Below are 18,203 nucleotides of genomic sequence, written 5' to 3'. Positions count from 1 at the left end.
CGTGTCCGTCGCCGAGCCGTCCGGCTTCCGTCCCACCCTGGCCGACGTCGCGCGGGTGGCGGGGGTGTCGATCGCCACCGCCTCCCGCGTGCTGAACGGATTTCCCCGGGTGAGCCCGGAACGGCGCAAGCAGGTGGAGTCCGCGATGCTGGCGCTGGGCTACGCCCGGCAGCGGGCCGCGCGGGCGTCCAGCTCGCGGCACACCGGTTCGATCGCGCTGGTGGTGTGCGAGGAAGTGCCGCGGCTGTTCACCGATCCCTACTTCCCGCGCATCACCGCCGGGGTCGGCCGGGAGCTGACCGCGGTGGGGGTGCAGCTCGTGCTGCTCACCGTTCCGGCGACCGACGACTACCAGGCGCCGGTGGTGCGCTACCTCGACGGCGGGCACGTCGACGGCGCACTGGTCGTCGGCATGCACGGCCGCCGTCCGCTCGACCTGGACTGGCTCGGCATCCCGGTGGTGTTCGGGGGCCGGCCGGTCCAGGCGGGCCGGGCCCGGCTGCCGTACGTCGACGCGGACAACCAGGGGGGCGCGCGGCTGGCCACCCAGCGCCTGCTCGACGGCGGCCGCCAGACCGTGGCGACCGTCGCCGGTCCGCAGGACATGACCGCGGGCGTGGACCGGCTGCTCGGGTACCGGCAGGCGATGACGCGGGCCGGCCGGTACGACGAGAGCCTCGTGGTCTGCGGCGACTTCGGGCAGGCGTCCGGCGAGTACGCGACGTCGCGGCTGCTGAGCCGGCGTCCGGACATCGACGGGATCTTCGCCGCCTCCGACATGATGGCGGTCGGGGCACTGCGTGCGCTTCGCCGCGCGGGCCGGAAGGTGCCCGGTGACGTCGCCGTCGTCGGCTTCGACGACCTGCCGATCAGCTGCTGGACCGACCCGCCGCTGACCACCGTGCGCCAGCCGGTCGAGGAAATGGGCGCCCGGATGACCGCCGAGCTGCTGGCGATGATCGACGGCGCGGCCCCGCGCCGGAGCACGGTGCTCGACACCGAGCTGGTGGCGCGCAAGTCGGCGTGACACTGCTGTCCACAGAGGACGAGGAGGAATCGTGCGCGTGTTCGTGGTGGTGGCCGCGATGCTGGTGGCGACGCTGGCCGGGGCCGTACCGGCTTCGGCGGCTGCCGCGCCCCTGGTGGGCGCGGCGTCGGGGCGGTGCCTGAACGTCAAGGGCGGTACCGACGCGCCGGGGACGGCGCTGGAGATCCAGGACTGCACCGGCGGAGCCGGGCAGGCGTACGAGTTCACCGCCGCGGGGGAGCTGCGGACGCTGAACGGCACGCGGTGCGTGGACGCCTACGGCAACCAGACGTCGGCCGGGACGGCCGCCATCATCTGGTCGTGCCACGGCGGGGCGAACCAGCAGTGGCGGCAGAACGCCGACGGGACGATCAGCGGAGCCCAGTCGGGCCTGTGCCTGGACGTGACCGGCGCCGGCACGGCCGCCGGGACCGCGGTCGTCCTGTGGACCTGCCACGGCCGGAGCAACCAGCAGTGGAGCGCCGGGACGACCCCGCCGCTCCCGGGCGGCCCGGCGCCGTGCGACATCTACGCTTCCGGTGGCACGCCGTGCGTCGCCGCGCACAGCACGGTCCGGGCGCTCTACGGCACCTACGCGGGCAACCTGTACCAGGTCCGGCGCTCGTCCGACAACACGACCAGGAACGTCGGGGTCCGGGCGGCGGGCGGCACCGTCGACGCGGCCACTCAGGATTCCTTCTGCACCGGCACGTCCTGCGTGATCACGGTGGTCTACGACCAGTCCGGGCGCGGGAACGACCTGTGGTACCAGGGCTCGAGCGTGGTCCCGGGCTCGAACCAGAGCAGCCCGGCGAAGGCGACGTCGGAGTCGCTCACGGTCGGCGGCGCGAAGGCGTACTCGCTGTACATCAACCCCGGCAACAGCTATTGGCGGGACGGGCACCTGACGGGCGTGCCGACCGGCAGCGCTCCCGAAGGCATGTACATGGTGACCAGCGGGACGCACGTGAACAGCGGCTGCTGCTTCGACTACGGCAACAGCGAGACGACCAGGAAGGCCGACGCCGCCGGCGCGATGGACGCGATCAACTTCGGCACGCAGTGCTGGTTCGGCGGGTGCTCCGGCAGCGGGCCGTGGGTGCAGGCCGACCTCGAGTGGGGGCTGTACCCGGGCGGCAGCCAGCAGTGGAACCCGAACCAGCGGGCGCTGCCGAGCAAGTTCGTCACGGCGATGCTGAAGAACAACGGCACGTCCCGCTTCGCGCTCAAGGGCAGCAACGCCCAGTCGGGCAGCCTCACGACCATGTGGGACGGCGGCCTCCCCGGCGGCTACAGCCCGATGAAGAAGCAGGGCGCGATCATCCTGGGCAGCGGCGGCGACTGCTGCAAACCCGGTGGCGGCGCGAACCTGAGCGCGGGGACGTTCTACGAAGGGGCGATGGTCGCGGGCTACCCCTCGGACGCGACGGAGAACGCGGTGCAGGCGAACGTGGTCGCCGCCGGCTACCGCTGAGCCGCTGGGGCGGACGGCAGGGGCTTTCCTCGCGTGCTGCGGGGGAAGCCCCTCTCGTTGAGCCCACCGATTGTGTTGCGGCTTCGGACCGGGCGGTGGGGGAGGTCTGGGCGTGGCCGCCGGTCGTGCCTCGATCCGCGGTGGACCGTGCTGTGGTCGTCGCGTGCGCGAACCGGTTCGCCTCCATTCGGCCGATTGTCGGTGGATTGCGTGCAGCGTACGTTCCTTGTTGGTCGAACCGGTTCGATGAGCGGCGTTCGACCTCCGCACGTCCCCCGCCGAAGGAGTCGTCGTGGACACCTCACGTCAGCGGCCACGCGTGCGCCGTGGCCTGGCCGCCCTGCTGATCTCCGGAGCACTGGCCGGTGCCTCCGCCGTGGCTCTTCCCGCGCCGGTCAGTGCCGCGGACGAGTCGATCTCGGCCGACTTCTCCGCCGCGGGCGGCTCGCCCACCTACCGGGCCTCCGGGTGGATCTACGGCATGACCGAGAACGCCGCGGCCCCGGCCGACCACTTCTACCGCGACGTGCGCTTCCAGGCGATGCGGGCCGGGGGCGCGCAGCTGGACAGCCCGGGTGGCTGGGTGTCGGGCCGGTACGACCGGCGGTGGAACGCCACCCGGGCCCAGCTGCTGCGCACCCGGTCGCTCGGCGGGCGGTTCGTCCTGCTCGTGCACGACCTCTGGGGCGCGGACGGCTACCCGATCTCCCGGTTCCCGGGCGACAACGGCGACTGGACGGACTACGACGCCTTCCTCACCCGCCTGCTCGGCGACGTGCGGGCCACCGGTGCCCCGGTGGAGTGGGACCTGTGGAACGAGCCCAACATCTCGCTGTTCTGGAACCGGCCGCAGAGCCAGTACTTCGAGCTGTGGCGCCGCACGTACCAGCGCGTCCGCTCGGCGTTCCCGGCGCAGCCGATCGTCGGCCCGAGCCTCGCCGGGGTCCCGTCGACCTCGCCGGGCTGGTGGACGCAGTACCTCGACTTCGTGCGCGGCTCCGGCACGGTGCCGGACATCGTCAGCTGGCACTCCCTGCCGGGCGACCCGGTGGCCAACGTCGCCGCCGCGGACGCGTCGCTCGGCTCGCGCGGCATCCCGCACCCACGGCCGTACCAGATCAACGAATACGGGGCTTCGAACGAGCAGAACCCCGGTGACGGCGCCTGGTACATCACCCGGCTCGAGCGCGCCGGCGCCGACGGGCTGCGCGCCAACTGGGCCGGCGGCGGGAACCTGCACAACGATCTGGGCAACCTGCTCGTCCGCAACTCCGCGGGACGGCACCAGCCCAAGGGCGAATGGTGGGCCTACCGCTTCTACGGCTCGCAGACCGGGCAGATCGTGGCCACGAAGCCCAGCCCGGCCTACGACGCGTTCGCCACGAAGGCGGCCGGCGTCGCGAAGATCCTGGTCGGCGGAGGCGGCACGACGGGGAACGTCTCGGTCGCCCTGCAGCGCCTGGACACCACCGCGGGCATCGTGCAGAACGGCCAAGTACGGGTCGTCGTCCAGCGGATCCCGTACAACGGCGGTGCGGCGGTCCAGAGCCCGGTCACCATCCGGGACTCCGTGGCGGCGGTGTCCGGCAACGCCGTGACCGTCGATCTGCCGCACACCACGATCGACGACGCGCTCAGCATCACCCTGCTGCCCCCGTCGGACGGCGGCTTCCAGTCCGTCGCCGTCGCCCAGCACTCCCAGCTGTGCCTGGACAACACGGACTCGGGCACGGCGGACGGCAACCGGCAGCAGCAGGACTTCTGCGAGGGCGACGACCGGCAGCTGTGGACCTTCCGCCCGGTGCCCGGCGCCGCGGGCGCGTACACCGTCGTCAACCAGCAGAGCGGCAAGTGCCTCGAGGTGGCCGGCGCCGCGGCCGACGACGGTGCCGCGGTGCAGCAGCGGACCTGCACGGACGGCGCCACGAACCAGCAGTTCACGCCGCGGCGGGTCACCTACGGCGGCAACGACTCCCACGACTACCAGCTCGTCGCCCGGCACAGCGGCAAGTGCGTCGACGTCAGCGGCGTCTCCACCGCGGCCCGCGCCCAGGTCCTCCAGTGGACGTGCCGGCCGGTCACCCAGAACAGCCCGCTCAACCAGACCTGGCGGCTGTGGGGCCGGGGACCGGCCTGACGTCCGGCGGGTTCAGGCGCCGGGCCGGTTGCCGGCGGGGATGGTGATGGGCGTGCTCGTCGAGGACCGGCCCTTGTTGAGGAACAGCATGGCGAGCGCGCGGACGAACTGGTCGAAGAGGTAGAAGCCCGCGGGGGCGATCGGCAGCAGGCCTTCGCGGAACGCGATGTACGCGGGCCACCCCGTGCGGACGAGGGTGGCGGCGGCGTAGTCGCGCGGCAGGCCGAGCCAGTCGCCGACCTCGTTGCTGAGCACGTACCGCACGAACTCGTTCAGGAAGCCCCGGGTGACGCCCAGGTCGATCTGGGCGGTCAGCCCGAGCAGGTCGGCGGCCAGCTCCTTGCCCTCGGGTGTCGGGGCGAGCAGCGGGGTGAGCACCTGGGCCGACTGCGCGTCCGCCTCGGCCCACGTCTTCGGGATGAACTCGTCCCGCACGCCGAGCAGGTGGATGGCGACCTGCCACTGGTGCAGGAAGGCCTCCTCGTCCGCGGCCGACATCGGGACGTGCCATTCGCGCAGCTTCCGGTGCACGAAGGTGCCGAGGCTGTGGAAGGTGACCAGGATGTCGCCGTTGCTGATCGGCACCCGCTCGTCGGCGACCGCCCGCCAGCGCGGCGACTGCGGCAGCAGGTGGCGCACCGCGGCGTGCACCAGGCGCGTCTTGTTGGCGGTGACGACGAACTGGCCGGTGGGTTCGAACGCACCGGCTTCGCTCAGGTCGTAGCCGAAGGTGAACGTCTTGGCCGCGCGGTCCTGCATGTCGGCGCCGCCCGCGGACCAGTAGACCGACCGGGCCTCCCGCGGGATCACCGTGCTCATGATGCCGCTGCCCAGGCCGTAGAGCAGGAACAGGTAGGTGTCCTTGCGCCGGTTGAAGTCCGCGGCGCGGCGCAGCTTGGCGGGGTCGGCCCAGGAGGGCAGCCGGTTGACCCCCTGGAGCCAGGCGGCGAGGTCGGCGGGCAAGCCGGTCGGCAGCGGGTCGTCGTTGTCCACCCACGACCGCAGCGCGGTGTTGACCGCGGGCACCCGGCCGCTGTCGACGAGCCCCGCCACCAGGCGGTCCACCTCGTCGTCCCAGACCCACCACGGGTCGGCCCCCGCCGTCGACGCCCAGGCCGGGACGGCGCTCGCCGCGCTCACCAGACCCAGCGCGACACCGAGGGAGAGAACGTTCCTCCTGCTGAGATTGCTCATTTACTTACCTAGCTTCCTTGATAGGTAATGGGCTCTTCGTGAGGAGATTCCTGATTAACATAGAAGCTGACTCGCGCGTCGGCAAGACCCGGCCGCCCTGTGGTTGACTGACACGCATGGCCCGACGCTCGCGTACCCCAGCCCGGTTTCCGCGGTGACCGCCGAGCCGGCCGCGGCCGTCCGGCCCCGCAACCGCAGGCAGCTCATCGTCGAGGCGGGCGCCGCGGTGTTCAGCGAGCGCGGCTACCACGCGGCGTCGATGGAGGAGATCGCCGCCCGCGTCGGCATCACCGCGGCCGCGCTGTACCGGCACTTCCCGAACAAGTACGCGTTGTTCGCCGAGTGCGCGACCGTCATGGCGGACCGGCTCGTGGCCGCGCTCGCCGAAGTGCCCCCGGACGCACCCCTCGCGGAGATCTTCGCCGCCGTCACCCGGGTCACCGTCGCCCACCGCGAGACCGGTGGTGTGTACCGGTGGGAGGCCCGGTACCTCGAGCGCGACGACCGCAGGCTGCTGGCGGGCAAGTTCGCGCACGTCGTCGAGCGCGTGGCGGCGGCGGTGCGGCGCGAGCACCCGTGGCCCGGCGAGCACCTGCGGGCGGTGGCGGCGCTCGGGGCCATCGGGTCGGTCACGATGCACCACAACTCGATCGCCCAGCGCCGGGTCGAAGACCTGCTGCGGGCCGCCGCCCGGCGCGTGGCCGCGACCGGCCCCGCCGCGGCGCACGCGCCCTTCGTCGAGATCCCCGCCCCGCCGGTGCCCCGGACCCGGCGTTCGGAGATCCTCGCGGCCGCCGTCCCCCTGTTCGAACGGGACGGGTTCGCCACCGTCACGAACGGCCGGATCGCCGAGGCGGTCGGGCTGGTGCCGTCCGCGCTGTACCGGTACTTCCCGGGCAAGGCCGACATCCTGGCGGCGGCGTGCCTGCAGGCCGCGGGCCTGCTGGCCCAGGCGGTCGACCACAACCTCCGCGCGACGGCCGGCCCGCACGACGCCCTGAGCGCCTTGACGGCGACGTACGTGGCGTACAGCTTCGAGCACAGCGCTCTCAACAGCGTGGCCAACGCGGAGATCGCCGGCTTGCCGGACGCGCTGCGCCGCCCCCTGGTCGCGGCGCAGCGCGAGCACATCGCGGTCTGGGAGCAGCACCTGCGCGAGGCCCGCCCGGACCTCGACGCGCGCCAGGCGCGGGTGCTGGTGCACGCGGGCTTCGGCGTGGTGGTCGAAGCCGGGCGCCGGCTGCGGTGGGCGGACCACCCGGAGCACCGGGCCGCGGTGTCCGCCTTGCTGGTGAGTGCGCTCGGGCTGTGACCCTCAGCAGGTCAGCGTCCCGGTGCGCAGGGCGTGGCCGCCGTCGTTGCCGTCGTCGGACCAGACGACCGTGCGGCGCCCGGCGGAACAGGCCGGGGCGATCGCGAACCCTTCGTTGTTGTAGTTCGGCATCTTCGAAGGCCGCGCGTACGTCGCCGTGACGGTGAACTTGCCGCCGCTGAGCTTCAGCGTCGCCGATTTGCCGGAGCAGGTGTCGTCGCAGAGCGACCAGAGGCTGCCGGTCACCGGGTCGAACTCCAGCTTCATGACGTTCGGGAAGCCGGCCGAGAAGGACGCCACCCGGGTGAACCCGCCGCCGGCCTGGTCGAGGGCGTAGGCGTGGATCCGGCCCTCGTCCTCGAGGCCGAGGAAGTAGAGCCCGGTCCCGTGGCCGGGGTGGGCGGCCGGGTCGTACGGGACCTTGGTGCGGTCGTCGCGGAAGCCGCCGGCGGTCAGGAAGGAGTCCGGGATCCAGGTGATGCCCTCGAAGCCGCCGTTGTCGTCGACGGCGGGCAGGTCGTCGGTGAAGTCCCATTCCGCGGCCGCGTCGAGCGACTCCGCCGTCGACCCGGGGTGGTACCGCAGCACCTTCAGCCGGCTGCCGTCTTCGTTGTTGTCGCGCTCGGTCGCGGCGAACACGCCGTCGGGCGTCACCACCACGCCTTCGGCGTCCGGGTCGCCGCTGCCGTCCCGGTAGTGCAGCTTCCAGCCGGCGGCGGGCTGCCAGCTGCCCCCGCTGCGGACGAGGCGGTGGAGGGTACCCGGGCCGTTCTTGACCGCCACAGCACATCGGGGCCGTCGAAGGAAAGCCCGCTGACGTTGTCGCCGAGCACCCCGGCGGGATCGGCGACCGCGACGGCCGGATCACCGGGCCAGTTCCGCGCGGTGGCGGCGTCGGCGCTGCCGACGGGGACGGTGAGAAGGACAGCGGCGAGGCAGAGGAGAATACGCACGTCGTGCTCCCGGGTTCGAAGGGGCAACGCGGCGTTGCTTCGGACTGTACCGAGCCGATCACCTCGCGGGCAACTGGGTCTCGCACCGCACTTGCGGCGCGGCCTCGGTCCCGGAGGCCACGCAGCCGACGACCCGGCCGGGCGCGGGAACGGGGTAGCTGAAGAAGATCGGCCCGTCGGCGTCCGGCCCGGCCGAGAACTTGACAACCGTGTGGGAGCGATTTCCGTTGCGGTGCAGGGTTTTCGAGTAGTAGGTGGTGTGCGGGCCGATGGCGGTGCTGATGCCTTCGCCGTCGTCGTTGAGTTCGTGCACGTTGAGCACGTAGTCCCCGGCGGTGTACTTGCCTTCGTTCTCGTGCCCGGCTTCGGCGGGGGTGGTGCTGGTGACTTCGGGCGAGACGGGATCGGCGGCGGTGGCGAGCACGGTGGCCCCGACGGCGACCACGGCCACCGCGGCCACGGCCCCGGAGACGACGACTCGCTTGGCGGTGAACTTCATGGTCCCTCCTCCCCACCTGACGATCAAGCTAGGGAGGGAAGGGGCAGGTCACCTCGGCCGAAGGGGCGGTCCGGGCGTCGCGGCCTCGTCCTTTCGGCCGATGTCCGACGGCTACGTCCCGATCGCCGCCGGGCTCCGCCTCTCGACGGGCGACCGGGGGACGAACCGCGAGTTACGCCCGCGCTCGCCGCCACACCGCCAGCGCCGTCGCGGCCAGGGCACCCCCGGCCGCGGCGACGGCACCGTGGTGCCGGCTCGCCCACAGCTGCACGCTCCTCGTCGTCGCCTCGTCGTCGAACTGGCCGTGCGCACCGAAATCCCGCGTGCGATCCGCCGGCGACCAGAGGTTCTCCGGCCGGCCGCCGGCTTCTCCGCACCCGTCTGCTGGGACCGGTACCCCGTCCGGGCGAGGTAGCGATCGAGGACACCCGGCGCGACGGCGTTCGCGATCAGCGTGCCGACCGTGCTGCCGCCGACCCAGTACTCGCGGCGGCGCGGGTGCGCGGCCGCGTGCAGGACCGCGCGGGCGGCGACCTCCGGCTGGTAGATCGGCGGCACCGGCTGGGCCTGGTGCGGCAGCTTGGACCGGACCCACGAGAACTGCGGCGTGTTCACCGCCGGCATCTGCACCATCGTGGTGCGGACGCGGCTGCCGTCGTGCAGGAGCTCGCAGCGCAGGGCCTCGTTGAACCCCTGGATCGCGTGCTTCGCGCCGCAATACGCGCTCTGCAACGGGATTCCGCGGTACGCCAGCGCCGAGCCGACCTGCACGATCGTGCCGCGGTCCCGCGGCTTCATGCGCCGCAGGGCGGCCAGCGTGCCGTGCACGTACCCAGGTAGCTGACCTCGGTGACGCGGCGGAACTCGTCCGGCTCGATCTCCTCGAACGGCGCGAACACCGACGTGAACGCCACGTTCACCCACACGTCGATCGGGCCGAGTTCCTGCTCGGCCCGGGAAGCGGCGGCGTCGACCTGGTCGAAGCCGGCGACGTCGGCCCGGATCGGCAACGCGGTTCCGCCGGCGCGGGTGACGTCTTCGGCGGCGGCTTCGAGCCCTTCTTCGCCGCGGGCCAGCAGGGCGACCCGGGCGTGCCGCGCCCCGAAGGCCCGGGCGACGGCGCGGCCGATGCCCCCGCTGGCCCCCGTCACGACGACGACCTGGTTCATGACTGCCTCCGTTGTCCACTGCGGGCCGCGCGGGCCCAGGCGGCCGCGACCACCGCGTTCGCCAGCGCCGCCGCCCGCCACCGGGGGGACACCGCGGCCAGGCCGAGCATGCTCACGCCGTGCGCCACGTCGATCGTCCAGCCCCAGCGGGCCATCAGGCCGTCCGGCCGCCGCAGCACCGCCGCGGCCTGGGCCAGGTGGCGCAGGCCCAGCGCCAGCGCCACCTCCCGTGGGACCGGCAGGGACCGGGAAGCGAGGAGGATGCCGCCGCCCCACACCGCTCGCGCCGCCGCGACCCCGCGCGTCACCGGTCCTTCCCGCCCGGCAGGAACTCCTGCAGCTTCGTCTTGACGCCCTGGGCGACGAGGTGGAACGCGTCGGGGTCGCCCTTGAGGACGGCCTCGGTCGCCGACTTCACCTGCTCGAAGGTGGCGTGCGGCGGGATCGGCGGCACGTCCGGGTCGCAGCGGACGTCCAGCACCGCCGGCTTGCCCGCCGTGAGCACGGTCTCCCAGGCCGAGGCCAGCTGGTCCGGCTTGTCGACCGTGACGGCGGCCAAGCCCAGCGACAGCGCGAAACCGGCGTAGTCGACATCCGGCAGGGACTGGGACTCCTCGAACTTCGGCGCGCCGCCCATCGCGCGCAGCTCCCACGTGACCTGGTTGAGGTCGTTGTTGTGGAACACGCAGATCACGCAGCACGGATCGCTCCAGAGCGTGTGGTAGCGCGCGAGGGTGATCAGCTCGGCGAGGCCGTTCATCTGCATGGCTCCGTCGCCGACGAGGGCGATCACCGGCCGGTCGGGGTGGGCGAACTTGGCGCCGATGGCGTACGGCACGCCCGGGCCCATCGTGGCCAGGGTGCCGGACAGCGACCCGCGCATGTCGCCGCGGATGCGGAGGTTGCGGGCGTACCAGTTGGTGGAGGAGCCGGAGTCCGCGGTGACGATGGCGTTCTCCGGGATCCGCTTGGACAGCTCGGACACGATGGCCATCGGGTTCACCGGGTCGGCGTCCACCGCGGCTTCCTTTTCGACGGTCTCCCACCAGGAAGCGACGTTCTTCTCGATCGTCTCGCGCCACGAGCGGTCCGGCTTGGCCGTCAGCTTCGGCAGCAGCGCGCGCAGCGTGGCCCCGCTGTCGCCGACGAGGTTGACCTCGGTCGGGTAGCGCATCCCGATCAGCCGGCCGTCCAGGTCGATCTGCACGGCCCGCGCCTGGCCGAAGTCCGGCAGGTACTGGCTGTACGGGAAGTTCGAGCCGACGATCAGCAGCGTGTCGCAGTCGCGCATCAGCTCGTAGCTCGGGCGGGTGCCGAGCAACCCGATCGAGCCGGTCACCCACGGCAGGTCGTCGGGCAGGACGTCCTTGCCCAGCAACGCCTTCGCCACGCCGGCGCCGGTCACCTCGGCGACCTGGCGGACTTCCCCGGCCGCGCCGCGCGCCCCCTGCCCGACGAGGATGGCGACCTTCTCGCCGGCGTTGAGCACCTCGGCCGCCGCGTCGATGTCCTGCTCCGGCGGGACCGGCCGGGGCCACGCCGTGCTCGGCGGGCTCGAGGGCACCTGCTTGAACGCGTGCTGCGGCGGCGAGTACGCCTCCTCCTGCAGGTCGGCGGGGATGATCAGGGCGGTCGGGCAGCGGGACGACTGCGCCGTCCGGATCGCCCGGTCGAGCGCGTTCGGCAGCTGCTCGGCGACGTTGACCTCGACGAGGTATTCGCTCGCCACGTCCTTGTAGAGCGCCTGGAGGTCCACTTCCTGCTGGTAGCTGCCGCCCATCGCGCTGCGCGCGGTCTGCCCGACGATCGCGACCACCGGGACGTGGTCGAGCTTCGCGTCGTAGAGCCCGTTGAGCAGGTGGATCGCGCCCGGGCCCGACGTGGCCATGCAGACGCCGACCTTGCCGCTGAACTTCGCGTAGCCGACCGCCGAGAAGGCGGCCATCTCCTCGTGCCGGGCCTGCACGAAGCGGGGCTGGTTGTCCGCCTTGCCGAAGGCGGCGACGAGCCCGTTGATGCCGTCGCCCGGGTAGGCGAAGACCTGCTCCACGCCCCACTCGCGCAGGCGCTGCAGCAGGTAGTCACCGACTGTCTGGCTCATGAGTACTCCCTTTGCCGTGCGGTGCCGCTTCGGTGAGCGCCTGGTGGACCCGGCGGGCCACGACGGCCGGTTGCGGCCGCGCCGGCTCGGGCCACCGGGCCAGTACCGCCGGCTCTTCGGCTCCGTCCGGTTCCACGGCCAGGCACCACCCGCTGTCGGCGGCCCACAGCAGCATCAGGAACCGGTCCCCGTGCCGCGCGGCCAGTGCGATGTAGGCGGTCGACGGAGGGCCGTATTCGCTCCACGACGCGGCCGGTTCGACACGCAGCAGCTCGGCGACGGTCTCGACGTAGTCGCGCAGGGCCGTGGCCTCGAGGTGCCCGGGATCGGGTTTCACCGGCGCGGACGCCTCCTTTCGCGGTCGCCGTCGGCGCTCACGAATCGCTGTACCCGCTTTTGCTGTCTACCATACTTGCGTGACGCAAACGTGGCGGGAGCAAGACGGCACCGGCGCGGCCTTGGCGGCGCTGCGGGCGATGGTTCTGATCGCCGACTCGACGGTCGAGCGGAACACCGAGCAGCTGACCCTGACCCAGTTCCGCGCCCTGCGGGTGGTGGTCGACCGGACCCCCGTCACCATGGGCCGGGTGGCGCGCGAACTGGCGATGAACCCGTCGTCGGTCACCCGAGCGTGTGACCGGCTGGTCGCGCTGAACCTGCTGGAAAAGGCCCCCAACCCGCTGAACCGGCGGGAAACGCTGCTCGCCCCGTCCGCACCGGGGCGGCAGCTCGTGGACCGGGTCGACCGCGACCGCCGCCGGGTGCTGGCGGGCGTGCTGAACCGGCTCGACGCCGGGACCCGCGCGGCCACGATCGCCGCGTTCGAGCGGTTCGCGGGGGCGGTCGAAGCGGATTCGCGTCCACTGTTGCGTGACACAACGTAAAGGCGGGAAAAAAGGTTTTCCGTTGGGAAGAACGGGTACCCGCGAACGTCGGAACTGCACCAACTTGATGCTGTCCCCGCAGGTGCTGGAGGAAGCGCGGAGCCTGGTCGACGAGCAGGGCTCCCGCGAGTCGCTCGCGCCTTCAGACCCGCAACCCCCGTGATCAGACCCGTAACTCGCGTGACGGAACCCGTAACTCGCGTGATCAGACCCGTAACTCGCGTGATGGAACCCGTAACTCGCGAGTTCCGGCCTCAATCACGCGAGTTCCGCCTTGAATCACGCGAGTTCCGGCCTCAATCACGCGAGTTCCGGTTGGGATCACGCGGGTCAGGTGTCGGACTCGCTCGGCCCGCCCGTCCGGCGCCGGTCGGCGACCTGCCGCAGGAAGGCGACCGGGTCGGCGTCGAAACTGGTCAGGGTGCGGTGGCGGATCAGGGCCGTCACCGTTGCCGAGGCCGCTGCCCACAGGGCGATCACCAGGACCACCGCCGGGGCCGGCAGCAGGCGGCCCAGGAACGCCAGGCTCACCGTGGCCGCCAGGGCGGCCACCCGGGCCAGCCCGAAGTACCAGCGGTGGGAGCCCGCCGCGAAGACCCTCGTCCCGGCCAGGTACATCGTCAGGCCCGCCGTCGTGAACCACACCGCCGCCGGAGGCGGGGACTCGTGCAGCGAGAGGTTCACCCCGGCCGCCATCAGCAGCAACGCGAAGGCCGGCATCAGGTGCCCGCCCGCGTACAGCGAATACGCCAGCGCCGGGTTGCCGCCCGAGAGGCCGAGCATGCGCTCGTAGATCTCCACCGCCGACGAGAAGTACACCCACCACAGCGCGCCCGCGAGGACCAGGCCGCCGGCCAGGGCCAGCCAGTACCCCAGGTCGTCGGCCGGCCGTTCCAGTGCCGCCGTGCCGACCGTGATCACCAGTTCGCCCAGCAGCAGGATCATGAACAGCCCGAACCGCTCCGCGAGGTGCGCCGAGTCGACCGCCTGGTTCGGGTCGCGTGGCGGCGCGAGCATGGTCCGCCACCTCGCCTCCCGCGTGGGCCGCTCGCCGCGGCGCCGGTCATGCCGGTCGTGCCGGTCGCCGAGCAACAGGAAGCCCGCCTCCTGCAGCAGCGCGAACGCCCACAGCACCCACCCGTGCGGGACGACCGCCGACACGCCGAACAGCACCGCCGAAACCGTGTAGCCCCAGCTGACCCGCCGCTGGTCGAGTCCCTTGCGCGCCGGCCACCGGTGCGCGGCCGCCAAGACCACGCGGACCGCGGCCATCGCCACCGCGAAGATCGCCGGGTGCCCTTCGAAGACGTGGTGCGCCTGGGTGGCGGCGATCCCGCAGGGGATCGTGCCGGTGAGCACGAACAGCCGGTCGGCGACGCGGCCGTCGTCGCCGCGGCGGTTGTACAGCACGGCGAAGCCGATCCACGTCCACCACAGCGTCGCGAACAGGCCGAGCGCGGCGGCGGCGCGCGCCCAGTGCGGGTCCGCGACGACGCCGTGCGCCACCTGCCCCACCGCGAACACGAAGACGAGGTCGAAGTACAGCTCGACCCACCCGACCCGCTTGCCGCCTTCGTCCACATCGGTCACGGGGAATTAATAACACACCGCCCGAACAATGGCCGAATTCGCCCCGCCTGCCGCTGTCGGTAATTCTGCCGCCAGCTTGATGGCGGGCCTTGTCTACCCCTCGGTAGGCCCTGGAGCTGCACGAACATGCTTGAACGGTGTGCAAGCAGCGACCGCCGGACCACAATGCGTGAGCCGCGGAAATAATTCGATCCGGCCTGGTCGAAACGCCGCTGCGCGGGGTTGACAAGGGCGCCGGACGTGATGTCTTCTGCTGATCGGCTCGATCAACGCCACGTCTTCCCCTGGGGTTCCTCGTCCTGTCCGAGTTCGACATCGGCCGTGCGCGCGCGGCTGGGAATCGAGCGATTCCGCCATGCACGAAAGCAGATCCACGCTCCGCCGGTCGGCGGACGCCGCGTGGTGGCCGGCGCACTGGAGCGTCCGCACCAAGATCAGCGTCGTCCTCCTGCTGCCGGTCCTGGTCGCGGTGGCGCTCGCGGAAATCCGGATCCAGGGTGAACTCGACCGGGCGACCGCGCTCAGCGCGGCCCGTGACCGGCTGCCGGTGCTGCGCGACACGATCGACCTGACCGGGGCGCTGGGCCAGGAGATGGTCGCCGCGGTGGCGGTCCCGGCGGGCGCGCCGGACACGCTGACCGCGGCCGTCGACGCGAAGGTGGCCGCGATCCAGCGCGACGCCGGTTTCGCGCCGCTGCCCGCCGACACCGGCCGGGCGCTCAACACCGCGCTGGGCAAGCTCGCCGGGATCCGCGCGGCCGGTGACGGCGGCGGCGACGTCCGCACGAAAGCCGCCGGCTACAACGACATCATCGCCACCCTCGGCGACCTCGTGCCCGCGTTCGTCCCGGCCGACGCCGGCGCCGAGACCGCGGCCGGCGCGGAGACCGCCCGGCTGCTGGTGCACCTGCGGGGCGAACTGGCCACCGAAGAGACCTACCGGCGGGCCGCGCAGAACAGCCCGGACGACGCTTCGCTGCGCCCGGCCGTCATCCAGACCGCCGCCGAGCAGGAGGTCCTCGTCGAACAGGCGGAGCACCAGCTGACCGGCGACCGGCTGACCCGGTTCACCGCGGCGACCGGTGCCGCAGACGGCCGGCTCGACGCCCTCCAGGAGCCGGGCGGCGGCCGCCCGCTCGCGTCGCTGCTGCCCTCGATCACCGCCGAGACCACCGGCGTGACGGCCGTGCTGACCGACGTCGCGGCGAAACTGGCGGACGACGTTTCGGCCGCGGCCGACCGGGCCCGGTCGGACTCGCTGCGCGACACCGCGCTGGTCCTCGGTGCGCTGCTCGGCGCGCTCGCGATCGCGCTGCTGGTGGTGCGCTCGCTCGTCACGCCGGTGCGCCGGCTGCGCGCGGCCGCCCTGCGCGCGGCGAACGAACAGCTCCCGGAGACCGTCCGGCAGGTCCGGGAGGGCCACGACGTCGACTGGCGCGCGGTGCCCGGCTCGGGGGTCCGGACGGACGAGGAGATCGGGCAGCTGGCCCGCGCGTTCGACGACATGCACCGCCAGGCCGTGCGGCTCGCCGTCGAGCAGGCCGAGCTGCGCAAGCAGGTCAGCGAGATGTTCGTGACGCTGTCGCGGCGGAGCCAGTCGCTGATCGAACAGCAGCTGTCGATCATCGAAGACCTCGAAGCGGGCGAGCAGAACCCGCGGCGGCTCGACGAGCTGTTCCGCATCGACCACATCGCGACCCGGCTGCGCCGCAACGGCGAGAACCTGCACGTCCTGGCGGGCGGCCGCCCGGTCCGCCACGGCCGCGAACCGGTGCCGACGCGCGACCTGCTGCGCGCGGCGACGTCGGAGGTCAAGGACTACCGGCGGGTGGCGCTGGGCAACGCACCGCGCAGCTCGGTGCAGCCCGAGGCGGCCGCGGACGTGGTGCACATCCTCGCCGAGCTGCTGGAGAACGCGACCCGGTTCTCGCCGCCGGAGCACAAGGTGGCGCTGACGGCCGACCGCGGCGCCGACGGAGGCCTGCTCATCGAGGTCGTGGACCAGGGACTGGGCCTGACCCCGGCGGAGCTCGAGGCGGTGAACGACCGCCTCGCCGCGGCCGGCACGGTCGGCCCGGAGACGACCCGCCGGATGGGGTTGTTCGTGGTCGGCAGGCTCGCGGCGCTGCACGGCGTGACGGTCCGCCTGCGCGCGACCGGAACGGCGGCGCGCCACGCGGGGGTGACGGCGAGCGTCCACGTCCCGGGCGCACTGGTGCTCGCCGACCTGGCCCGCCCGATCGGCGCGGGCCGGCTGGTGACGGCAGGCCCGGACCGCACGCACCACCCGCGGCCGCCGGTGGTGCCGGCCCAGGCCTCGACGCCGATCTTCGAGCAGGTCGTGACGAGCTGGTTCACCGAGCCGCCGGCCGAGCCGGTGGTCCGCCGGAACGGGGTGGCCACGCCGGTGGAGTGGCCGGCGGTGGACGAGGGCGGTCAAGCCGGCTCTCGGGCAGGGCGCCGGGATTCTCCGGCCGAGCCGGGGGATCGGGTGTCTTCGGTCGCGGTGGCGGGTGGGGCCGGATCCCGTGCGGGGCATCGAGCCTCCCCGGCCGAGCCGGTGGACCCGGTTGCCCGCGCCGAAGCCGGGACCGTTCCAGCCGAACCGGCAGCGCCGGCGTCGCATGCGGCCGACCCCACGGACCCGCCCACCTCCGTCGAAGCGCCCGGCGCCCGGCCCGGAACCGTCGGTGAGTGGGACACGCCGGCCGACCGCACGCGGCACGCCGCCGAAAGCGCTCTCAAGCCCGTGGCCGCGCAGCCGCTCACCGACGCCGGGCTGCCGACCCGGCGGCCCGGGGCGCAGCTCGCTCCCGGGGCGGTCGTTCCGCGCGGGCGCGAGCAGAGCGGGGGCGTGTTCCGCGACGCCGCCGCCGTCCGCAGCAGCCTCTCGCGCCACTACCAGGGCATGCGCGCGGCCCGGCGGGAAACCGCCGCCCGCGCCGAACGATCCGGAAACGACGAAGTGGATCCCCGATGACGGAACTCCCCGGCTCCCCGACTCGCCGCGCCGCCCCGCCGTCCCGGTCCTTCGGCGGGACACCGGCCTTCCCCGCCGTGCCGCCCGAACGGACGGCCACGCTGAACTGGCTGGTCAACGGGTTCGTGCAGGACGTGTCGGGGGTCGCGCACGCCGTGCTCGTCTCCGCCGACGGGCTGCTCGTGGCCGCCGACGAAGCGCTCCCGCGCGAACGCGCCGACCAGCTCGCGGCCATCGCGGCCGGCCTATCGAGCCTGTCGCTGGGCACCGCGGAGCTGTTCACCGCCGGGCGGGTGGTGCAGTCGGTGATCGAAATGGAGCAGGGGTTCCTGCTGCTGATGAGCGTGGGCGACGGCTCGAACCTCGTCGTGCTCGCCTCGACCGGCTGCGACATCGGGCTGGTCGGCTACGAGATGACGATGCTGGTCGAGCGGGTGGGGCAGAAGGTCGACGTGCCCGCGCGCGAGATACCGGTGGCCCAGGACCACCGGTGATCGACGATCCGCCGCCCGGTCCGCACGGGGACGAGCCGCGCCGCAGCCCGGCGCTCGCCCGCCCCTACGCGTGGACGGAAGGCCGGACGGCGCCGTCGGTCGAGATCGCCGTCGAAGCGCTGGTCGAGACCACCGGCGACGGCCGGGCCGAAGCCGGCTACCAGACGTCGAGCGCGCCGGCGGAGGTCCTCGAGCTGTGCGTCCGGCCGCGGTCGCTGATGGAGGTCGCCGCGCTGCTGGCCCTGCCGCTCGGCGTGGTCCGCGTGCTCGTGGCGGACCTGATGCAGGACAACCTGGTGATCGTCCGCGACACGCTTTCGGACACCGCCACCTGGGGCGAGCGCCACGACCTGATGGAGCGCGTGCTGCACGGGCTGCGCGACCTGTAG

15 protein-coding genes and 1 pseudogene are annotated in these 18,203 nt (G+C 72.9%); 8 read left to right on the top strand and 8 right to left on the bottom strand.

The genetic code is table 11. The features are described from left to right. The first annotated feature begins 1 nt into the window (after position 1). The 3 genes from Q5425_RS17185 (at position 2) to Q5425_RS17175 (ending at position 4,638) form a co-directional block, all read left to right on the top strand. The gene (locus tag Q5425_RS17185; RefSeq protein WP_308673247.1) at positions 2-1,027 is read left to right on the top strand and encodes a LacI family DNA-binding transcriptional regulator; all 1,026 of its coding nucleotides are present in this window, start codon (positions 2-4) and stop codon (positions 1,025-1,027) included. Positions 1,028-1,058: 31 nt separating this feature from the next. Further along, positions 1,059-2,501, top strand: a complete 1,443-nt coding sequence (locus Q5425_RS17180; protein ID WP_308673246.1) for an arabinofuranosidase catalytic domain-containing protein — start codon at positions 1,059-1,061, stop codon at positions 2,499-2,501. Between the two features lie 292 nt (positions 2,502-2,793). After that, on the top strand, positions 2,794-4,638 hold the full coding sequence (locus Q5425_RS17175; RefSeq protein ID WP_308673245.1) for an RICIN domain-containing protein: 1,845 nt from the start codon (positions 2,794-2,796) through the stop codon (positions 4,636-4,638). Between the two features lie 12 nt (positions 4,639-4,650). Here the strand turns inward: Q5425_RS17175 and Q5425_RS17170 are convergent, their stop codons facing one another. Beyond that, positions 4,651-5,832, bottom strand: a complete 1,182-nt coding sequence (locus Q5425_RS17170) for an oxygenase MpaB family protein (RefSeq protein WP_308673244.1) — start codon at positions 5,830-5,832, stop codon at positions 4,651-4,653. A 154-nt stretch (positions 5,833-5,986) separates the two neighbouring features. Here Q5425_RS17170 and Q5425_RS17165 point away from each other — a divergent pair, with 154 nt between their 5' ends. Next, positions 5,987-7,144, top strand: coding sequence for a helix-turn-helix domain-containing protein (locus Q5425_RS17165; protein ID WP_308673243.1), 1,158 nt, complete (start codon positions 5,987-5,989; stop codon positions 7,142-7,144). Positions 7,145-7,147: 3 nt separating this feature from the next. On the opposite strand, the gene Q5425_RS17160 is transcribed toward Q5425_RS17165, so the two are convergent. The 6 genes and pseudogenes from Q5425_RS17160 to Q5425_RS17135 form a co-directional block, all read right to left on the bottom strand. Then, positions 7,148-7,927 carry a hypothetical protein gene (locus tag Q5425_RS17160; RefSeq protein ID WP_308673242.1) on the bottom strand — a complete coding sequence of 260 codons (780 nt, stop codon included), beginning with the start codon at positions 7,925-7,927 and terminating at the stop codon, positions 7,148-7,150. 228 nt (positions 7,928-8,155) lie between these two features. Beyond that, complete coding sequence (locus tag Q5425_RS17155) at positions 8,156-8,596, bottom strand: hypothetical protein (protein WP_308673241.1); 441 nt, start codon at positions 8,594-8,596, stop codon at positions 8,156-8,158. A gap of 111 nt (positions 8,597-8,707) precedes the next feature. Beyond that, a pseudogene (locus Q5425_RS17150) lies at positions 8,708-9,765 on the bottom strand (SDR family oxidoreductase). After that, a complete protein-coding gene (locus Q5425_RS17145) occupies positions 9,762-10,073 on the bottom strand; it encodes a hypothetical protein (RefSeq protein ID WP_308673240.1) in 312 nt (103 codons plus the stop codon). Before Q5425_RS17145 ends, Q5425_RS17150 begins: the two are co-directional and overlap by 4 nt. Next, on the bottom strand, positions 10,070-11,866 hold the full coding sequence (locus Q5425_RS17140; protein ID WP_308673239.1) for a thiamine pyrophosphate-requiring protein: 1,797 nt from the start codon (positions 11,864-11,866) through the stop codon (positions 10,070-10,072). Before Q5425_RS17140 ends, Q5425_RS17145 begins: the two co-directional genes overlap by 4 nt. After that, on the bottom strand, positions 11,847-12,203 hold the full coding sequence (locus Q5425_RS17135) for a DUF6292 family protein (RefSeq protein WP_308673238.1): 357 nt from the start codon (positions 12,201-12,203) through the stop codon (positions 11,847-11,849). The genes Q5425_RS17140 and Q5425_RS17135 overlap by 20 nt, the downstream gene beginning before the upstream one ends. Positions 12,204-12,282: 79 nt before the next feature. On the opposite strand from Q5425_RS17135, the gene Q5425_RS17130 reads away from it, so the two are divergent. Further along, entirely contained in the window at positions 12,283-12,750 is a 468-nt protein-coding gene (locus Q5425_RS17130) for a MarR family transcriptional regulator (RefSeq protein ID WP_308673237.1), read from the top strand. 330 nt (positions 12,751-13,080) lie between these two features. Here the strand turns inward: Q5425_RS17130 and Q5425_RS17125 are convergent, their stop codons facing one another. Then, complete coding sequence (locus tag Q5425_RS17125) at positions 13,081-14,340, bottom strand: low temperature requirement protein A (RefSeq protein ID WP_308673236.1); 1,260 nt, start codon at positions 14,338-14,340, stop codon at positions 13,081-13,083. Between the two features lie 355 nt (positions 14,341-14,695). Here Q5425_RS17125 and Q5425_RS17120 point away from each other — a divergent pair, with 355 nt between their 5' ends. The 3 genes from Q5425_RS17120 to Q5425_RS17110 are packed head-to-tail and all read left to right on the top strand — an operon-like array spanning position 14,696 to position 18,203. Beyond that, complete coding sequence (locus tag Q5425_RS17120) at positions 14,696-17,320, top strand: ATP-binding protein (RefSeq protein WP_308673235.1); 2,625 nt, start codon at positions 14,696-14,698, stop codon at positions 17,318-17,320. Beyond that, positions 17,317-17,814, top strand: coding sequence for a roadblock/LC7 domain-containing protein (locus Q5425_RS17115; RefSeq protein ID WP_308673234.1), 498 nt, complete (start codon positions 17,317-17,319; stop codon positions 17,812-17,814). The genes Q5425_RS17120 and Q5425_RS17115 overlap by 4 nt, the downstream gene beginning before the upstream one ends. After that, the gene (locus Q5425_RS17110) at positions 17,811-18,203 is read left to right on the top strand and encodes a DUF742 domain-containing protein (RefSeq protein ID WP_308673233.1); all 393 of its coding nucleotides are present in this window, start codon (positions 17,811-17,813) and stop codon (positions 18,201-18,203) included. The genes Q5425_RS17115 and Q5425_RS17110 overlap by 4 nt, the downstream gene beginning before the upstream one ends.

It is taken from the genome of Amycolatopsis sp. A133 (genome assembly GCF_031082405.1).
GTDB lineage: Bacteria > Actinomycetota > Actinomycetes > Mycobacteriales > Pseudonocardiaceae > Amycolatopsis.
Note: the sequence above shows the minus strand (reverse complement) of the source record. Positions and strands in the feature narration are given on the sequence as shown.

Coding starts and splice junctions, on each gene's coding strand:
- Q5425_RS17120 (WP_308673235.1), top strand. CDS start 14,696: ATGCACGAAAGCAGATCCACGCTCCGCCGGTCGGCGGACGCCGCGTGG.
- Q5425_RS17170 (WP_308673244.1), bottom strand. CDS start 5,832: ATGAGCAATCTCAGCAGGAGGAACGTTCTCTCCCTCGGTGTCGCGCTG.
- Q5425_RS17140 (WP_308673239.1), bottom strand. CDS start 11,866: ATGAGCCAGACAGTCGGTGACTACCTGCTGCAGCGCCTGCGCGAGTGG.
- Q5425_RS17115 (WP_308673234.1), top strand. CDS start 17,317: ATGACGGAACTCCCCGGCTCCCCGACTCGCCGCGCCGCCCCGCCGTCC.
- Q5425_RS17155 (WP_308673241.1), bottom strand. CDS start 8,596: ATGAAGTTCACCGCCAAGCGAGTCGTCGTCTCCGGGGCCGTGGCCGCG.